Source organism: Pseudomonas anatoliensis (assembly GCF_017976235.1).
GTDB classification, from domain to species: Bacteria; Pseudomonadota; Gammaproteobacteria; order Pseudomonadales; family Pseudomonadaceae; genus Aquipseudomonas; species Aquipseudomonas anatoliensis.
In genome coordinates this window covers 51484-68742 of sequence record NZ_JACVHC010000009.1, presented here as the reverse complement: position 1 = coordinate 68742, position 17259 = coordinate 51484, and the positions used below count along the sequence as shown (strand labels likewise).

20 protein-coding genes are annotated in these 17259 nt (G+C 59.0%); 11 read left to right on the top strand and 9 right to left on the bottom strand.

The window, feature by feature from the left end:
• Positions 1-33: 33 nt before the first annotated feature.
• Complete coding sequence (locus tag ICA16_RS25590; protein ID WP_210555109.1) at positions 34-1173, top strand: cytochrome P450; 1140 nt, start codon at positions 34-36, stop codon at positions 1171-1173.
• Between the two features lie 137 nt (positions 1174-1310).
• Here ICA16_RS25590 and ICA16_RS25585 read toward each other — a convergent pair whose 3' ends face one another.
• Positions 1311-1847 (bottom strand): chalcone isomerase family protein, encoded by a 537-nt coding sequence (locus tag ICA16_RS25585; RefSeq protein WP_210555108.1) that lies wholly within the window; start codon positions 1845-1847, stop codon positions 1311-1313.
• Between the two features lie 148 nt (positions 1848-1995).
• On the opposite strand from ICA16_RS25585, the gene ICA16_RS25580 reads away from it, so the two are divergent.
• Together ICA16_RS25580 and ICA16_RS25575 are read left to right on the top strand one after the other, a co-directional pair.
• Complete coding sequence (locus ICA16_RS25580) at positions 1996-2766, top strand: hypothetical protein (protein ID WP_210701908.1); 771 nt, start codon at positions 1996-1998, stop codon at positions 2764-2766.
• 74 nt (positions 2767-2840) lie between these two features.
• Complete coding sequence (locus ICA16_RS25575) at positions 2841-3404, top strand: DcrB/PsbP domain-containing protein (RefSeq protein ID WP_150604581.1); 564 nt, start codon at positions 2841-2843, stop codon at positions 3402-3404.
• On the opposite strand, the gene ICA16_RS25570 is transcribed toward ICA16_RS25575, so the two are convergent.
• The 3 genes from ICA16_RS25570 to ICA16_RS25560 form a co-directional block, all read right to left on the bottom strand.
• Entirely contained in the window at positions 3394-4110 is a 717-nt protein-coding gene (locus ICA16_RS25570; RefSeq protein WP_210701907.1) for an alpha/beta hydrolase, read from the bottom strand. The genes ICA16_RS25575 and ICA16_RS25570 overlap by 11 nt on opposite strands.
• Before the next feature lie 186 nt (positions 4111-4296).
• On the bottom strand, positions 4297-5409 hold the full coding sequence (locus tag ICA16_RS25565) for a succinylglutamate desuccinylase/aspartoacylase family protein (RefSeq protein WP_210701906.1): 1113 nt from the start codon (positions 5407-5409) through the stop codon (positions 4297-4299).
• 197 nt (positions 5410-5606) lie between these two features.
• Positions 5607-6386: an ABC transporter substrate-binding protein gene (locus ICA16_RS25560; RefSeq protein ID WP_115146805.1), complete on the bottom strand. Its 780-nt coding sequence runs from the start codon at positions 6384-6386 to the stop codon at positions 5607-5609.
• 28 nt (positions 6387-6414) lie between these two features.
• On the opposite strand from ICA16_RS25560, the gene ICA16_RS25555 reads away from it, so the two are divergent.
• On the top strand, positions 6415-6750 hold the full coding sequence (locus ICA16_RS25555) for a hypothetical protein (protein ID WP_210701905.1): 336 nt from the start codon (positions 6415-6417) through the stop codon (positions 6748-6750).
• Here ICA16_RS25555 and ICA16_RS25550 read toward each other — a convergent pair.
• Positions 6715-7143 (bottom strand): rhodanese-like domain-containing protein, encoded by a 429-nt coding sequence (locus ICA16_RS25550; protein ID WP_210555104.1) that lies wholly within the window; start codon positions 7141-7143, stop codon positions 6715-6717. The two genes, ICA16_RS25555 and ICA16_RS25550, sit on opposite strands and share 36 nt — an antisense overlap.
• A 102-nt stretch (positions 7144-7245) precedes the next feature.
• Here ICA16_RS25550 and ftrA point away from each other — a divergent pair, with 102 nt between their 5' ends.
• On the top strand, positions 7246-8220 hold the full coding sequence (gene ftrA, locus ICA16_RS25545) for a transcriptional regulator FtrA (RefSeq protein WP_210701904.1): 975 nt from the start codon (positions 7246-7248) through the stop codon (positions 8218-8220).
• 139 nt (positions 8221-8359) lie between these two features.
• Complete coding sequence (locus tag ICA16_RS28310) at positions 8360-8491, top strand: hypothetical protein (protein ID WP_263596710.1); 132 nt, start codon at positions 8360-8362, stop codon at positions 8489-8491.
• 59 nt (positions 8492-8550) lie between these two features.
• Here ICA16_RS28310 and ICA16_RS25540 read toward each other — a convergent pair whose 3' ends face one another.
• Complete coding sequence (locus ICA16_RS25540; RefSeq protein ID WP_150604575.1) at positions 8551-8889, bottom strand: FKBP-type peptidyl-prolyl cis-trans isomerase; 339 nt, start codon at positions 8887-8889, stop codon at positions 8551-8553.
• Positions 8890-9032: 143 nt separating this feature from the next.
• Here ICA16_RS25540 and ICA16_RS25535 point away from each other — a divergent pair, with 143 nt between their 5' ends.
• Positions 9033-10097, top strand: coding sequence for a M4 family metallopeptidase (locus ICA16_RS25535; RefSeq protein ID WP_150616454.1), 1065 nt, complete (start codon positions 9033-9035; stop codon positions 10095-10097).
• Positions 10094-10405, top strand: coding sequence for a protealysin inhibitor emfourin (locus tag ICA16_RS25530; RefSeq protein ID WP_042559711.1), 312 nt, complete (start codon positions 10094-10096; stop codon positions 10403-10405). The genes ICA16_RS25535 and ICA16_RS25530 overlap by 4 nt, the downstream gene beginning before the upstream one ends.
• A 75-nt stretch (positions 10406-10480) precedes the next feature.
• Here ICA16_RS25530 and ICA16_RS25525 read toward each other — a convergent pair whose 3' ends face one another.
• Positions 10481-10951: a hypothetical protein gene (locus ICA16_RS25525; RefSeq protein WP_210555096.1), complete on the bottom strand. Its 471-nt coding sequence runs from the start codon at positions 10949-10951 to the stop codon at positions 10481-10483.
• Positions 10952-11054: 103 nt separating this feature from the next.
• Positions 11055-11363, bottom strand: coding sequence for an RcnB family protein (locus tag ICA16_RS25520; protein WP_150604572.1), 309 nt, complete (start codon positions 11361-11363; stop codon positions 11055-11057).
• Between the two features lie 779 nt (positions 11364-12142).
• On the opposite strand from ICA16_RS25520, the gene tcuC reads away from it, so the two are divergent.
• A complete protein-coding gene (tcuC, locus tag ICA16_RS25515) occupies positions 12143-13435 on the top strand; it encodes an MFS transporter (protein ID WP_150616457.1) in 1293 nt (430 codons plus the stop codon).
• Between the two features lie 12 nt (positions 13436-13447).
• The gene (locus ICA16_RS25510; protein ID WP_210701903.1) at positions 13448-14215 is read left to right on the top strand and encodes a substrate-binding domain-containing protein; all 768 of its coding nucleotides are present in this window, start codon (positions 13448-13450) and stop codon (positions 14213-14215) included.
• Here ICA16_RS25510 and ICA16_RS25505 read toward each other — a convergent pair.
• The gene (locus tag ICA16_RS25505; RefSeq protein ID WP_210701902.1) at positions 14205-15119 is read right to left on the bottom strand and encodes a LysR family transcriptional regulator; all 915 of its coding nucleotides are present in this window, start codon (positions 15117-15119) and stop codon (positions 14205-14207) included. The genes ICA16_RS25510 and ICA16_RS25505 overlap by 11 nt on opposite strands.
• 264 nt (positions 15120-15383) lie before the next feature.
• On the opposite strand from ICA16_RS25505, the gene ICA16_RS25500 reads away from it, so the two are divergent.
• On the top strand, positions 15384-17192 hold the full coding sequence (locus ICA16_RS25500) for a monovalent cation:proton antiporter-2 (CPA2) family protein (RefSeq protein WP_210701901.1): 1809 nt from the start codon (positions 15384-15386) through the stop codon (positions 17190-17192).
• The last annotated feature ends 67 nt before the right edge of the window (positions 17193-17259 follow it).

Sequence of the window (17259 nt, the reverse complement as noted above, 5' to 3'; positions counted from 1 at the left end):
GCAACACTTTCCCTATCGACAAGGCTGCGAACCATGGACCCGATCATCGCTGCAACTCATGCCGATCCCTATCCCTACTACGCAACACTACGCGGCATGGGTGGACTGACGTTTGATCCCGAACTGAAATTGTGGGTCGCCAGCAGCGCTCGCGCCGTCTGCGCGGTTTTGGTTCACCCGGACTGCCACGTGCGCCCAGCGCTGGAGCCGATACCCAAAGCGATCTCCCAAGGCATGGCCGGCAAGGTCTTCGGCCAACTGATGCGGATGAACGACGGCGAACGCCAGCGCTGCCCACGATCGGCGTTTGAACCGGCGCTGGGGTTGATCGATCAGGACGACGTCAGCGCCCGGGTGAGCGCACGGTTGATAACCACAGACGCCGATGGCCTATACAGCGCCATGTTCCGCGGCCCGGTGTGCGTGGTCGCGGCGTTGCTTGGTTTCACCCCGGCACAGGCACGGACAATCAGTGCGCTGACGGCCGATTTCGCGGCGTGCCTGTCGCCATTGAGCAACGAATTGCAACTGGTGGCGGCCGACGTCGCGGCGCAAAAATTACACGGCCATTTCACTGAGTTGCTGGCAGAGCCTGATGTGCACAGCGCATTACTCGCGGGGATCGGCCAGCGCTTTGACGGCGAAAAGGAGATCCTCATCGCCAATCTGATCGGCCTCTGCTCGCAGACATTCGAGGCCTGCGCCGGACTGATCGGCAATGCGCTGCTGGCGTTGCGGCGCCAACCTGAAATACGGGAAGCACCAATGGACGCGCTGTTGGCGGAGGTCCAGCGCTTCGACCCGTCGGTGCAGAACACCCGGCGCTTTGTCGCTGCCGCTTGCGACATCGACGGTGTGCGCCTGGAGGCTGGCGAGGTGATTCTTGTACTGCTCGCTGCGGCCAATCGTGATCCGGCGTTCAATGAAGATCCGGACCAGTTTCTCTGGGATCGCCCGAATCGGCGCAGTTTCAGTTTTGGCAGCGGGCGGCATCAATGTCCGGGACAAGCCTTGGCGATGAGCATTGCCAGTGCAACCGTGAGGGAGATTCTCAATCACGGCATTGAACTGAATCGCCTGAACTGGCACTACCGGCCTTCGCTCAATGGGCGAATTCCACTGTTCAGCCTGAGAGACCACACCGGGTCTGCGTCGTGCACAAATCCTCTGTAGGAGCTGTCGAGTGAAACGAGGCTGCGATCTTTTGATCTTGTCTTCAAAAATCAGGATCAAAAGATCGCAGCGTGCCGCAGCTCCTACAGGGGCGCATTGCAATTCAGGAGCTGCCGAAGCCTGCCGTCCTTTGATCTTTACCGGCTCGCACCCAGCAACTGCTCGCGCAACTCGGGGTTGCGCGTACGCGGGTCCAGCCAGATATCAAAAAACGCCCGGGCAAACCGGGGATCATTTATCTCGTGCTGCAACTGCTGGCCAACAAAAAATCGTGCGCCCTGCCCCGGCAGATAGACCCCGGTGATACGCGTGCCAGCCTGCACATCGACGAACGATTGCCGCATCTGAACCTGCCACGCGGCAAGTTGTGCAGGACTGATAGTATTGCCGGCCAGACGTTTGATTTCATCGACGCTGGCCTGTACCAGATCGTCCCGGGAAATGTTGCGCTGGTAGATAAGCTCCAAAGCGAACGGCTGGCCGTCCGCCAACGGACGCGAGGCACTCCATAAACGTGCGTTGTACACATCGAAGCCGAACACGCTGAATTCGCCGCGGCCAATGATTTGCGCGCCCGGCACCGCATCCTGCCAATTGGCCCAGGCCGGCGTGGCGAGCAATGCCCAAAGGCCAATGCCGCAGCATCCACGCCATAACCTCAGTGTTCTGTTCATCGCAGCATCGACTCCGGCATTGGCCCTGATAATCAAAGCATAGCCGAGTACCACATCGAAAATCTTGTATACAAAAACCGCACACATCTGCAGCAATGTACGTCCGGCAATGCTACCGTGGCCGTCTCTCACAGACGGAGACACCTGCGTGCTGATCCTCAAACTGCTACTGATTCCCGGTTTTCTGCTGCTGATCTCATTGGCCGGCAAGCGTTGGGGGCCAAGTGTGGCCGGGTGGCTGTCGGGGTTGCCGGTAGTGGTCGGGCCGATTCTGTTTTTCCTCGCCATCGAACAGGGGCCACAATTTGCCGCGCAGTCAGCGGTGGCCGCGTTGTCGGCGATGTTTGCCATGATCGCCTTCTGCATCACATACGCGCAGGTCGCGCAGCGGGCGCACTGGCCGTGGGCACTGAGCGCTTCGCTGGCTGTCTGGGCGGCGCTGGCGTTGGTCTTGTCGCTGATCCCGGCGTCGCTGCCGTTTTCTATAGGGGCGGCCGCAGTAGCTTTATTGGCAGCCCCCTACCTGTTTCCCAAGGTACAACCGGTGCTGAATCGCCCGGCGCCAAAGTCGGACAAACTGATCTGGCGGATGATCGCCGGCGCGGCGTTGACGCTGTTGGTGACGATGCTGGCCAGCACCGTCGGCGAGCGCTGGAGCGGACTGCTCGCGGTGTTTCCGGTGCTCGGCAGTGTCATGGCGGTGTTTTCCCAGCAGACCCGCGGCCCCGAGTTTACGGCGGCGTTGTTGCGAGCCACGGCGACCGGGATGTACTCGTTTTCGGCGTTTTGTCTGGTGTCAGCACTGACATTGCCAAGCCTGGGCTTCAGCGGATTCGCCTTGGGCGTCGCTGTGTCGGTGGCCATGCTTGGCGTCACGCGCAAACTGCTGGCCAAACCGGCACCGCAACCACAAGCCTGACGAGCCGGGCTGGAGTGCCACGGCGCTGCGTGGGATGATCGCCCACCTGGCATGACCACTTCCCGGAGATTCGAATGACATTGTTGAGCAAGAAAGCCGTCGTCCTGTTGCTGGCGGCGGTCGCCGGCCTCGGCGCCATCAACGCTCAAGCGGCCACGGCCAAGGAAAAAACCGCCACCGAGAAGGTCTCGATGTTGGGCGGCAAATTCACTTTCACCTTGCCCAAAGGCTTCGTTGCTGAACCGTTGCCGGCCAGCCCGACCGGTGCCAAGGGCACGATGTACACCAACCAGACCAGCAAAACCGTGGTGATCGCCGCAGAAAACCAGATCCCCGAAGGCAACAACGTCAAGGACAACGACAGCGAGTTTCTGGACGGCAGCGTGTCCGATTTCATCGAAGCCCAGCGCAAAGCGCTACCGGACTTCAACAAACTCAGCGAAAAAAGCCTGACCCAGAAAGGCACTGGCCTGGGCCTGCGTCAGGTCGACAGCACCGCCAGCCAGGGCGGCGGCCAAACCCTCAACACGACGTTGATGGCCGGTTCCGGGACACGCATGGCGCTGGTTCAGGTGATCTCCCGGGTCAGCGACAAGAAAGGTCATGATGCGCTGGTGAAGACCATCGTCAAGGATTGAGCTGCTGCAACCAGGCGTTCAAGTCGCGCAGTTCGGCCGCAGTGATGCTGTGGCCGACGCCGGGATACGCGTGAAACTGTGGTTTGTAATCCAGTTTCTGGAGTAATGCATTGGCCTCAGTACCGTGGTGATATGGCACTGGATCATCGGCTGTGCCGTGACCGATGAAGATGTTCAGCGGCAGCGGTTGTTGTCCGGTCTTCAGCTCTGCTTTCAACACCGGCAATAAACGCCCGCTCAACGCCGCAATACCGCCCACCGCCACGGGTGATCGCAGGCCCACCTCGTAGGTCATCATCGCGCCCTGGCTGAAACCGATCAGGTAAACCTTGTCCGGGGCAGCGTGATATTTCTTCGCCGCTTGCGCGACAAAATCCCGAAGTTTCTGGCCGCTGACCTTCAGATCATCGGTCTCGCCGTTGTAGGCGCCTTCGCCCTTCTTGCGAAACCACTGGAAACGCCCTTCGCCCAACGCCAGCGGTGCCTGCACCGAGAGGTAGTTGTACTGCGCCGGCAGCTGAAATTTCATGCCGATCAGATCGGCTTCATTGCTGCCGTAACCGTGCAGGAAAATCACCAACGGACGTGGATCGGCGTCAGAGTGAACCTGTTCGATGTACTTGAGCGGCAGATCGGATTGCAGCGTGGTTTGAGCATGAACGGCGGTGGACGCCAGGAGGGTCAACAGAGCAAACGCCTTCAACATAAGTCTTCCTTCACAGGGTGTCGGGTTCGGGGGGAGCCTAACATCCTGAAGCAAGGATCCAAATATTGAGGTGCCGCTGATACCGCTATCGCTGGCAAGCCAGCTCCCACAGGTTTTGTGAACGCCCCAGAACAATGTGGGAGCTGGCTTGCCAGCGATGAGGCCCGCAAACACGCCGAAGATCCGTCAGTCGTTATTCAGCTTCCCCGTCCGAAACGGCACCCGCCCCGCCACTTTCGCCTGCCAGATCCCCGGCTCGGTGTAACGCCCGCGATCAATCGCAAACAACACCCCGCTGGTTCCGGCGCGCACGGTAGTTACTCGATCTTTCAACGGATCCACCACCTCGAACAACGCATCCCCCTTCTCTACCCACTCGCCCGCCGTGCGCAGAAAACTCACCACACCATGGTGCGGCGCGAAGAGGTATTCGGTGCCTTCAAACGGCATGCCTTCACAGCAATCGCTCGGCGCCGCCGGCCATTCACCGCTGATGAAACCCTGCTCGGCGAGAAACCCGAGGATCGCCTCGCAATTGGCCTGCGCCTGATCAACCCGAGTATCGCCCATGCTGCCCAGCTCCAGCGTGGTTGCAAGGTTGGCGGGCGGAATCGCCGCGTTCGGGAAGGCTTTTGCCAGGCGCAACCACGGCGTCGAACAGGACTCATCGAACGAACTGCCACCGGAATCTTCACACAACAACGCCACGCCAGCCTTGAGGCGAGCCGCCAGCGATTGCCACTGCGGCCAGTGCTGGGGCAGCGCGTAAAGGTGAATCGCGGCGTCGAAATCGCAGTGCAGATCGAGGGTGATATCGGCATCGCAGGCGTGGCGCAGCAACAAACGATGCAGGGCTTCCAGTTGCGAGGCCGGGGCCGGCAGATCATCGAAAACCTGGCCCATGGTCTGACGAATCAACGCAATGTTGGCGTCGGCGTCAGCCCCCAGACGCTCGCCAATCAACGCTGCCACCGGCGCACTGAGTTCGACGAACGCGCGGTTGAAGTTCTTGCCGCTGCCCAATTCGAAGCGGCCCATGTGATTGCCTTGCAGATGCTGATCGAGCCCGATGGGGTTGGCCACCGGCACCAGTTCAATCACGCCATGCAAACGACCCTGCGCTTCAAGTGCGTTCAGGCGTTGCTTGAGTTCCCACGCAGTGCGCATGCCCGGCAGTTCATCGGCGTGCAGGCTGGCCTGGATGTACACCTTGCGGGCACCCGCGCCGTAACGGAACACGCTGAGGGAACGTTCGCTGCCCAAGTGGCTCCAGGGCAGAAGATGGTCGATGCGTTGCATGGGTAACTCCTCAATATCTGGATCACACAGATCCCCTGTAGGAGTGAGCCTGCTCGCGATAGCGGTCTGTCTTCAATGAATATTCTGGCTGACACACCGCTATCGCGAGCAGGCTCACTCCTACAGGGTTCTGATCTTTATTCGAGTGCAAAAAAAGTGGCCACCGCGTAAACGGGGCCACTTTTTTCTACGGCGTATTAATGGCCGTACACGTCAAAGTCGAAGTACTTGTCCTGCACTTTCTTGTACTCGCCGTTAGCGCGGATTTCGGTGATGGCTTTGTTGAACTGCTCAGCCAGGGCCGCATCGCCCTTGCGCACTGCAATCCCGGCGCCGCCGCCGAAGTATTTGGCGTCTTCGTAGGTCGGACCGACGAATTCGAAGCCTTTACCCGCGTCGGTTTTCAGGAAACCGTCGCTGAGGTTGACCGAGTCGGCCAGCATCGCGTCCAGACGGCCAGACGTCATGTCGAGGTTGGCTTCCTGCTGCGAACCGTAACGCACCAGATCGATCCCGGCCGGTACCAGCACTTCGGTGGCGAAACGGTCGTGGGTACTGGCGCGCAGTACACCGACTTTCTTGCCTTTGAGCTGGGTCAGCGGATCGGTGACATTGGAGCCGGCCTTCATCACGAAACGGGCCGGGGTGTGGTAGTACTTGATGGTGAAATCGACGTTTTTCTTGCGGTCGTCAGTGATGGTCATCGAGGACAGGATCGCGTCGATTTTCTTCACTTTCAGCGCCGGGATCAGGCCATCAAATTCCTGCTCGACCCAGGTACATTTGACTTTCATCTGCTCACACAGCGCATCGCCGATGTCCACATCGAAACCGGTGAGTTTGCCGTCAGGGGTTTTCATCGAGAATGGCGGGTAACCGGCTTCGATACCGATGCGGATCGGCTTGGCGTCTTCAGCCACAGCGGTCAGGGACAACATCGACAGTGCCAGGGCACCGAACATCACTAGCTTCTTCATTTATTACTCCTGTGTGCGGAGGCTTTTATTGGCAGCTTTCGATTCAGCGTCCGGTCAAGGCCATATAGCGGCAAAAACCGAAGTGGTCGGCAGTCTATGGCGGCGCGCACAGGGCAAATTGTTTTTAAGCGACAATTACTTACAGAAGTTCGGCGCACTGATTGACCGGGGTCAACAGGTGCGCCGTCGTGGTGCAAAGGCTGTAGGACAAGCCCTAAATCGATACCAAAAATCTCGTGTAGGAGCTGCCGAAGGCTGCGATCTTTTGACTTTGCTTTTTAGAAACAAGATCAAAAGATCGCAGCCTGCGGCAGCTCCTACAATGGGATCAGCATTCGCAGCCGATTGCGGTTTTGGCGGCTAGCTTAACGCTCAATTGAAAACCTTCATCGAGCCAACCGGTCACGCCACCGATCATTTCTTTGACCGGGTAACCCAGCGCCGCCAGTTTCACCGCAGCCTTGTTCGCGCCGTTGCAATGCGGGCCGGCGCAATAGACCACGAACAACGTGGTTTTCGGGTAGCTGGCCAGTTCCGCCGCCGTCAGCAACCGGTTCGGGATATTGATCGCGCCTGGTACATGACCGCGCTCGAAGGCCACTGGCCCGCGAACATCGACCAGCACAAAGTCGACCGCACCGGCCTCCTGGCTGCTGAACACGTCGGAACAATCGGTTTCAAACGTCAGACGATTGCTGAAATGCATGAGGGCGATGGCCGACGGGGCGGCAGGGATTTCGCAAACCAGGCTGGGCATAAGGTATTGCTCCTTCATCTGAGTGGGTGTGAACAGACTTTATCCAGCCAACGCTTATCGCTACAGTGGCGGATAAGACACTCACCGGGAATTTTCCGCCAAATGCCTACTTCACCAGGTTTGGTCGCGATTCTGGCCTACGACGGCCTCTGCACATTCGAGTTCGGCATCGCCGTAGAAATCTTCGGCCTGACCCGGCCGGAGTTTGAGTTCCCGTGGTACGAGCATGCGATTGCGGCGGTCGATCAAGGCCCGATGCGCGCCATGGGCGGGATTCAGGTGCTGGCTGACGGCGGATTGGAGCTGCTGGCCGAGGCCCGAACCATCATCATCCCCGGCTGGCGCGACCGAAATGCTGCGGTGCCTCCAGCATTGATTGACGCGCTGCGTCAGGCCCACGCACGGGGTGCGCGGCTGTTGTCGATCTGCTCAGGCGTTTTTGTGCTGGCCGCCAGCGGCCTGCTCGATGGGCGCGGCGCCACCACCCATTGGCGTTACACAGCGGAATTGGCGCAACGCTTTCCAGCAATTGCAGTCGACCCGGATGTGCTCTACGTCGACGCCGGCCAGTTGATCACTTCGGCAGGCAGCGCGGCCGGCATCGATGCCTGCCTGCATCTGGTGGCGCGCGACTTTGGCACTCAGGTTGCCAATTCCGTGGCACGGCGACTGGTGATGTCGCCGCAGCGTACCGGCGGCCAGGCGCAATTCATTCCAACCCCCGTCAGCCAGACGCCGCGCAACGATCTGTCACGCGTGATGCAGTGGGCGCGCGAGCGCTTGCACGAGCCGTTGGAGGTGCGCGATCTGGCGAGTGAAGCGGCGATGAGCGAGCGAACATTCCTGCGGCGTTTCACCGAAGCCAGCGGGCAATCGCCCAAGGCGTGGTTGCAGCATGAGCGGTTGGCGCGGGCGCGGGAGTTGCTGGAGAGCACAGACCAACACACCGAGCAGATTGCCGAGCGCTGCGGTTATCGGTCGGTGGAGAGTTTTCGGGTGGCGTTTCGCGGGGTGGTTGGCGTGCCGCCGTCGGTGTATCGGGAGCGGTTTGGGGGTGGGGTGAAGGTCAGTTCTTGAGTGAATCTTGAAGGCCCCATCGCGAGCAGGCTCGCTCCTACATTTTGGAATGCATTCCCCATGTGGGAGTGAGCCTGCTCGCGATAGCGTTCTTTCTGCTCACGATATCCGAAAGCCATACCTCAGGAAGACTTAAACCATGAAGGAACATCACCCCGGCTTCCTGAATACTGAAACAATTTTTGCTGCACTCGAATCAGTCAAGCGGACGCATCCTTCACTGCAAGGGATCATTGAAGACACGCTCGACGATATAGACGTATTCACCTGATCAACACAGATGGTATTTGGATGAAGTAACGAACCTCACCCAAATCAGCGCCCACAACCTCAATCCTCCCGCGTCAAAACCTCCAACAACTCAATCTCGAACACCAGATTCGAATTCGGCGGAATTTTGCCCATGGTCCGTTCCCCATACCCCAGATGCGCCGGCACCTGCAGTTTGCGTTTACCGCCCACCTGCATGCCCATCAGGCCCTGATCCCAGCCCTTGATCACGCGGCCAGTGCCAATCACGCACTGGAAAGGTTTGCCACGGCTGTAGGAAGAATCGAATTCGGTGCCGTCTTCCAGCCAGCCGGTGTATTGCGTGGTGATCAGCGCGCCTTTGACGGCGGCTTTGCCCTCGCCCGGTTGCAGCTCGATGATTTGTAGTTCGTCGGTCATGGCGCTTCACTCAGAAAGGATGGCCCGTTGGGGGCGCGGACGGCGTTTTTCGCAGAATTCGATGCCGATGGCAATGCATGGAACCGAAACACGCGGCGCTGCTCACATAAGTATCGACATCGTATTCAGCCAGGGAAGCTCTGATGACCGACTCACACTTGCTGCGCAGTTTTATTCCGCCGTACATCCTCAACCGCATCATCGCTCATGGTTCGCAGCCGCAGCGCACCGCGGCGATGCTCACCCTCAATCATGTGCGCAGCCTGCTGCCCAACCCCGGCGCGCCCTTGCGCCGGGAAACTCGCGCCATTCTTGCTCCATCGAGCAAACCCGGCATCGCTCAGCGCAGTGTGCATGATGCGCAAAACAAAATGCTGCTGCCCGGGATTGAGGTACGTGTGGAAGGACAGCCGGCGACAGGCGATCCGGCGGTCGATGAAGCTTATGAGGCGCTGGGCGCCAGCTATGATTTCTTCTGGAAGGTGTTAGGTCGAGATTCGATCGACAACAACGGGTTTGCCCTGATCGGCAGCGTGCATTACGGCCAAGGCTACGAAAACGCCTTCTGGAATGGCGCTCAAATGGTGTTCGGTGACGGTGATGGGGAAATTTTCCAGCGTTTCACCCGCTCGCTCGACGTCATCGCCCACGAACTGGCCCATGGTGTGACGGAAAGCGAGGCCGGTCTGATTTACGCGAACCAATCGGGTGCACTTAACGAATCACTGTCGGATGTGTTCGGCGTGTTGACCAAGCAATATTCGCTCAGCCACACAGCGGAGCAGGCTGACTGGCTGATTGGCGCCGATCTGCTGATGCCGCAAATCCACGGACAGGGCCTGCGCTCGATGTCGCATCCCGGCACGGCGTATGACGACCCGCTGTTGGGCAAGGATCCGCAACCGGATCACATGCGTAAGTTCGTCATTACCACTGAAGACAATGGTGGCGTGCATATCAACTCAGGGATTCCCAACCGCGCGTTCTATCTGGCGGCTCGGGCATTGGGCGGCTTCGCCTGGGAGAAGGCCGGACGAATCTGGTACGACACGTTGTGCGACAAACGCTTGAGTCAGGACGCAACGTTTGAGGCGTTCGCCGGGTTGACGGTCGAAAACGCTGGCAAGCGTTTCGGTGCCAGAGAGGTGACTGCGGTGCGTGAGGCCTGGGCTCAGGTCGGTATCGAATTGGTCGTGGAGGTTGTATGAAAATTCTGCCCGAGTTGGGTGACGATTCCGTGGTGCGGGTATCACGCCAGGGTGGCGTGGCGGCCATTCATAGCCTGAGCCGCCCGCGTGAAATCGAATTTGCGCAATGCGACATAAGCGAACGCAGCCGCATCTGTTCGGTGCTGGAGGGGTGTCTGCCGTTCGATAGCGTTGAAACCGGACGCGGTGACCAGCGCTTCTATCAGATAGAAGTGCGCTACCGGTCAGGGGAAATGGTGCTGAAAGTGCCGGAGGATCAGGCACCGGGGGATCTGGTGCATCTTTGGGACAAGGGGCAGTTGTTGTAAGCAAGATTCTACAAAGTTCAGCGCAAGGATATGGGTCCAATCGCGGTTTCAAACGGATTCCAACACCTGACGAAATCAGTCAGTCCCAAATCGCCGGCCAAAAACCACACCGTTAAAGGTGTGCGTACAGCACTGACAGCGCGGCGCCATGTCCTCAGCTTTCAATGCCGGATTGACAATTTGAAGGCGCTTTTGCTGATCGACGTACAAACCATTGAAGTAACTCGACTCGCCCAATCGTACGACTTCCTCGCGATCCTCCTCATAGATGGCGACCATCCAGAATACGGGCTCCGGTCGATCCAGACGCGACACCGCTTCGCTGAAAATCTCGTCCCAGTTACCGCCAACACGAGACAAAAGAAAGCGAAACAAGGGTGTGTAATCCATGCCGTAGCGTTTGCCTGCATGCATCGAACCACGTACGGCGTCGCTGCGATTTTCGCTCTTGGTATTACGCTGATCGCGGTATTGAGCGACTAACGCATTGCGACGCACCCCCCAAGTACGGGTGTTTTCTTTCCGATAAAGAGGTTTCTTGTCCAACTCACTGCTCCTGACTTCCAGTCACTCGAAACACCCCCAGGTTTTTTACCCGAACGGTGCTCGATTGCAATCTGCCTTCCTTGGCCAATTGTTACCGAATGGCTTAACGCTCTACCGGCTGCATCTCGACAATCGTCCCGTTGGTGATCATCACCATCACGTACTGATCATTGATCTGCACCCACTGCGCTTGCTCAACCGGTGCTTTCAAACCTTTCGCTTTCCAGTTTTTCAAGGCTTTGTCGCTGCGTTGATAAACGTCTGGCGCGCGGTCGTTGATCTTTAGTTCACGATCGCTGACGGGGGACTGGACGGAGGGGTCGTTCGAGGTTTGCGCCGCTTGAACAATCGGGCTGATCCCGGCAATGCCGGCGACCAGGGCCAGGCTGGCGATTAGGGTTTTGCTGTTCATCGGTGAACCTCCAGAGATATGTACTACCTGAACTCCGACTGCGCGGCGGCGAAATCATTCCTTGTTTTTTGTTTGGACTGGCTGGGGGATTTCTTTCGTTACACAGGTCGTCATCGCTGGCAAGCCAGCTCCCACAGGGATTTGAGTACACCTGACAGACACAGGTCGGCTGACAGGCCACCATCGCCAGCAGGCTAGCTCCCACAGAAAAACAAAAACACAACCCCCACCGCCCTCGCTTCTCACCACTCAACACAATGAGCGTTAGCTCGAGTGCAGCTCTTGATCTGGAAGGCCCGTCGGGAGGCTGAGTGCAGGGATTCATCCGGGGAGAACATCGAAAGGAGGTGCAGCGAAGCAAACCGGAATCGATGCCCCGGATGGATTCCGGAGCGAAGGAACCCCGAGCTCTAGCGAGCGGGCCGGACGTCAGGGCACAGACCTTTTGGTTACTTTTGGGGCGTTTGCCAAAAGTGACCCGCCGTAAGGGCGGAACCCTAAGTCGCCATCACCAAAAAACCGGATATTCACCCAAAACAACCCAGAGCATGGTCGGCCCAGAGGTCGTCATCGCTGGCAAGCCAGCTCCCACAAATTTTGTGTTGTTCTCAGGCACAAAGGTGCATGCCTAGAACCGATCAGCATTGATCCACTTTCAACATCAATCCATACCAACAATGCAATTAACAGATTGTTACATCTGCGCCACCATCCGCCTCAATAAAAACCGTGCGCCGCCTCCCCGTAGCGCACGTCATAAAAGCGGTGGAGTTTTTTCTATGACAGCCTCAATCCCACAAGGCGGCTCACGAGCCGGTGCCATTTTCCGAGTAACCTCGGGTAACTTCCTCGAACAGTTCGACTTCTTTCTGTTCGGCTTCTACGCCACCCAGATCGCGGCGGTGTTCTTTCCGGCGAGCAGTGAATTCGCCTCCCTGATGATGACCTTTGCAGTGTTCGGCGCAGGCTTCCTGATGCGTCCGCTGGGGGCCATTGTGCTTGGCGCCTACATCGATGATGTCGGTCGGCGCAAAGGTTTGATCGTCACCCTGTCGATCATGGCCAGCGGCACGATATTGATTGTATTGGTGCCCGGTTACGAAACCATCGGCCTGTTCGCCCCGGCGCTGGTATTGATCGGGCGGCTGTTGCAGGGCTTCTCGGCCGGTGCGGAACTGGGTGGCGTGTCGGTGTATCTCTCCGAGATCGCCACACCGGGCCGCAAAGGTTTTTTCACCGCGTGGCAGTCAGCCAGTCAGCAAGTGGCGATCATCGTCGCAGCTGCCTTGGGTTACGCGCTGAACGCGTGGATGGCGCCGGACGTGGTTGCCGATTGGGGCTGGCGGATTCCGTTTTTCATCGGCTGCATGATCGTCCCGTTCATCTTTTTCCTGCGGCGTAATCTGGCGGAAACCGAAGAGTTCGCTGCGCGCAAGCACCGCCCGAGCATGGGCGAAGTGTTCCGCACCCTCGGCCAGAACTGGGGCGTGGTGCTCGGCGGGATGCTGATGGTCGCCCTGACCACCACCGCGTTTTACCTGATCACCGTGTACGCGCCGACCTTCGGCAAAACCGTGCTGCATCTGAGCACGTCCGATGCGTTGCTGGTCACGCTGTTGGTCGGTGTGTCGAACTTCTTCTGGCTGCCGATCGGCGGCATGTTGTCCGACCGTATCGGTCGCCGCCCGGTATTGATCGCGATGTCGCTGCTGGCCTTGGCCACGACCTATCCGGCGCTTTCGTACCTGGTGCAATCACCGAGTTTCAGCCACATGCTGCTGTCGCTGTTGTGGCTGTCGTTTATTTACGGTTTGTACAACGGCGCGATGATTCCGGCGCTCACCGAGATCATGCCGGTGGAAGTACGCGTCGCCGGTTTCTCCCTCGCCTACAGCCTGGCCACAGCGATTTTCGGCGGTTTCACGCCGGCGATGTCGACCTTCTTGATCCAATACACCGGCGACAAAGCCGCGCCGGGGTACTGGATGAGCATCGGCGCGCTGTGCGCGTTGCTCGCCACGCTTTACCTCTATCGCCGCGCGGGCGGCCGTCTGCAACCGGCTACTGCATAAGGAACCATCACCATGAAAAAACTGTTGAATCTGGGCGCCCTCGCCCTCCTCGCTTTCAGCGCCCTGGTGCACGCCGAACAGGTAAACGTGATGACCTCGGGCGGCTTCACGGCGGCCTATAAAATCCTCGGCCCGAAATTCGCCACCGCCACCGGCAACACCCTCGACACCCAGTTCGGCCCATCGATGGGCAAGGCGCCAGAGGCTATCCCCAATCGCCTCGCGCGTGGCGAGCATGCCGACGTGGTGATCATGGTCGGCTACGCCCTCGACGAATTGATCAAACAAGGCAAGGTCGACCCGGCGTCGCGGGTAGAACTGGCGGACTCGCGGATCGGTATGGTGGTTCGCGCTGGCGCGCCGAAACCGGACATCAGCAACGTCGAGAGCCTGAAGAAAACCCTGCTTGACGCGCAATCGGTGGCGTACTCCGACAGCGCCAGCGGCGTGTACATCGAGCAGCAGTTGTTCAAGAAACTCGGCATCGAAGATCAGTTGAAACCGAAGGCGAAGATGATCGCGAAAATCCCCGTGGGCTCGGTGGTTGCCACGGGGGATTATCAACTGGGCTTCCAGCAGGTCAGCGAATTGCTGCCGGTGCCGGGGGTGAATTTCGTGGCGAAGATTCCAGAGTCGGTGCAATCGGTGACGCGTTTCGCTGCGGGTATTCCGGTCAACGCGCAACATCCCGCCGAGGCCAAAGCACTGCTCGCCTACCTCGCTGCGCCGGCCGCACAGGCTGACGTGCAGGCGACCGGGCTGGATTCGGTCAAGCGTTGATAATCGGCGGCTGGACTTTCATTTCCACCACCAGCCGCTCCAGTTCCAGTGCCGCCGGGGTCAGCGTGCGATCCCGGCGCTTGATGATGCCAACGCTGCGTATCACTTGCGGATCCGTCAGCGGTATCCGCGTCAGGATCGGATGATCCGGCCCCGGCATCGCCATCAACGGCACCGCCGCTACGCCCAACCCTGCCTCCACCAGACCAATCATCGTCGTCACATGCCGCGTTTCGCAGATGCTCTGACGCTGCGGCACCACGCTGCTCAAGGCCTGATCGAGTAAAAACCGATTGCCGGAAGTCTTGTCCAGCGAGATGTAATCCTGCTGGTAGAACTCGTCCCACGTCACACTGTTGCGCCCGGCCAACGGGTGATCGCGACGGCACGCCACGACATAGCACTCCTGCACAAGCGGTTCGAAGTCGACTTTGGCATCCTGCGTGCCCATAAAACTCAAACCGAAATCGGCCTCGCCATTGACCACGGCGCTTAGTACATCGTGGGCGCTGGAGTCGAGGACTTTGATCCTGATTCGCGGAAACTGCTGGTGATAGCGCGCAACCACACGCGGCATGAAGTAGTACGCGGCAGACGGCACGCAAGCGACGGTGACGTGGCCCAGTCGGGTCGAGGCGACTTCGCTGATGCCCAGCAGTGCAACGTCCAGATCATCCAGCAAACGTTCGACACTCGGCATGAAACCGCGCCCGGCCTGGGTCAGGCTGACTTTGCGCGTGGTGCGCTCGAACAGTTTCACGCCGAGAGCGTCTTCAAGCTTCTCGATGCGTCGGCTCAAGGCCGGTTGCGAGAGGCGCACGGTGTCGGCGGCCTTGCGGAAACTGCCCTGCTCAACGACCGCCCGAAAGGCTTGCAGGTCGTTGAGGTCGAAGTTGATGGCCATGGCGGGACTCGGGGATTGATTCGCTTGGGTTATAAATGTAACCAATTGATGCAATATGTTACAGATCTGAATCGCCCCATGTAGGAGCTGCCGAAGGCTGCGATCTTTTGATTCTGTTTTAAAAAAGCAAGATCAAAAGATCGCAGCCTTCGGCAGCTCCTACACGGGGATTGTGTTGAACACCCGAATCAGGGGGATTTGGTTTGAGGTGGGTTCAACCCTTATCCTTGTCGCCCCCGCCGTGCCGTTGTCAGGAGTAAACCCATGCCCCATGAAGGCAATTTGTTGCAAGCCGCTGTTGTTTTTCTGCTCGCGGCGGTGCTCACCGTGCCTCTGGCCAAACGTCTGCAATTGGGCGCGGTGATTGGTTATCTGTTTGCCGGGGTGATCATCGGCCCGTCAGTACTGGGCCTGATCGGCAATCCGCAGAGCGTGGCGCATATTTCTGAGCTGGGCGTGGTGTTGCTGTTGTTCATCATTGGCCTTGAGCTGTCGCCGCGACGGTTGTGGGTGATGCGTAAATCGGTGTTTGGTGTCGGTCTGGCGCAGGTGCTGCTGACCGCGTCGGTGATCGGCGTTTTGGCGTTGTCGGTCTTCGGCCAGCCGCTGAACAGCGCGATTGTGCTGGGCCTCGGTCTGGCGCTGTCGTCCACCGCGTTCGGCCTGCAAAGCCTTGCCGAGCGCAAGGAGCTGACCAGCCCCCACGGGCGCCTGGCGTTTGCCATTCTGCTGTTCCAGGACATCGCCGCGATCCCGTTGATCGCGCTGGTGCCGATGCTTGCCGGTGTCGATCATCACACCAGCACTGCCGACGATATACGGCACAGCCTGCAGGTGCTCGGCGTTATTGCCGTGGTGGTGATCGGCGGGCGTTATCTGTTGCGGCCGGTGTTTCGCGTGGTGGCGAAAACCGGTCTGCCGGAAGTCTCTACCGCTACTGCGTTGCTGGTGGTGATCGGCACGGCGTGGCTGATGGATCTGGTCGGTGTGTCGATGGCGCTGGGGGCGTTTCTTGCCGGTTTGTTGCTGGCCGATTCTGAATATCGCCATGAACTTGAAGCGCAGATCGAACCGTTCAAGGGCCTGCTGCTCGGATTGTTTTTCATCAGCGTCGGCATGGGTGCCAATCTGAGTCTGTTGCTCAGCGCGCCGATTACCGTGCTGGGGCTGACGCTGTTGTTGATCGGTTTGAAGCTGCCGTTGCTGTTTGTGGTGGGACGTTTGGCCGGTGGCTTGAACAAGGTCAGTGCGATTCGCCTCGGCATCGTGCTCGCGGCGGGGGGTGAGTTTGCGTTTGTGGTGTTCAAGATCGGGCGCGATCAGGGGCTGTTCGAGCCGCGGCTGTATGACCTGCTGGTGCTGACCATCACCCTGTCGATGGCGGTGACGCCGTTGTTACTGTTGCTCTGCGCAAGGCTGGTCAGCCCAAAAGTGCAACCGGTGGAAGTACCCGAGAAATTCCGCGACATCGACACGGATACCCCGCGCGTGGTGATCGCCGGCATGGGCCGGATGGGTCAGATCGTTGCGCGGATTCTGCGGGCGCAGAACATCAAGTTTGTCGCCCTCGACACCTCGGTCGAAACCATCGAACTGTCGCGCAGTTTCGGTGGTGTGCCGGTCTTCTATGGCGACCCGATGCGCCCGGAAATTCTGCATGCAGCCAAGGTCGGCGAGGCAGAATATTTTGTCATCGCCACGGATGATCCGGAGACGAATATCAAGACCGCCGAGGTGGTGCGCAAGCTCTACCCGCACATGAAGATCATCGCCCGGGCCCGTAACCGTCAGCACGTTCACCGCTTGGTCGATGTTGGCGCCGAGGCGATTCGAGAGACGTACTATTCAAGTCTGGAAATGAGCCGGCGCACACTGGTTGGCCTCGGGCTGACCCAGGCCCAGGCCGATGCGCGGATCAAACGCTTCAAGCACCACGACGAACAGGTGCTGGAGGCGCAACACGCGGTGTACGACGACGCAGCCAAAGTCCTGCAAACCGCCCAGGAAGCCCGGGCGGAACTGGCGCGTTTGTTTGAGTCGGATCAACTTGAAGAAGAATCGCGCAAAGACTGATTGCTGCCAAACCCTGCGCGGGAATGATCGATCACATTCACCTGTAGGAGCTGCCGAAGGCTGCGAT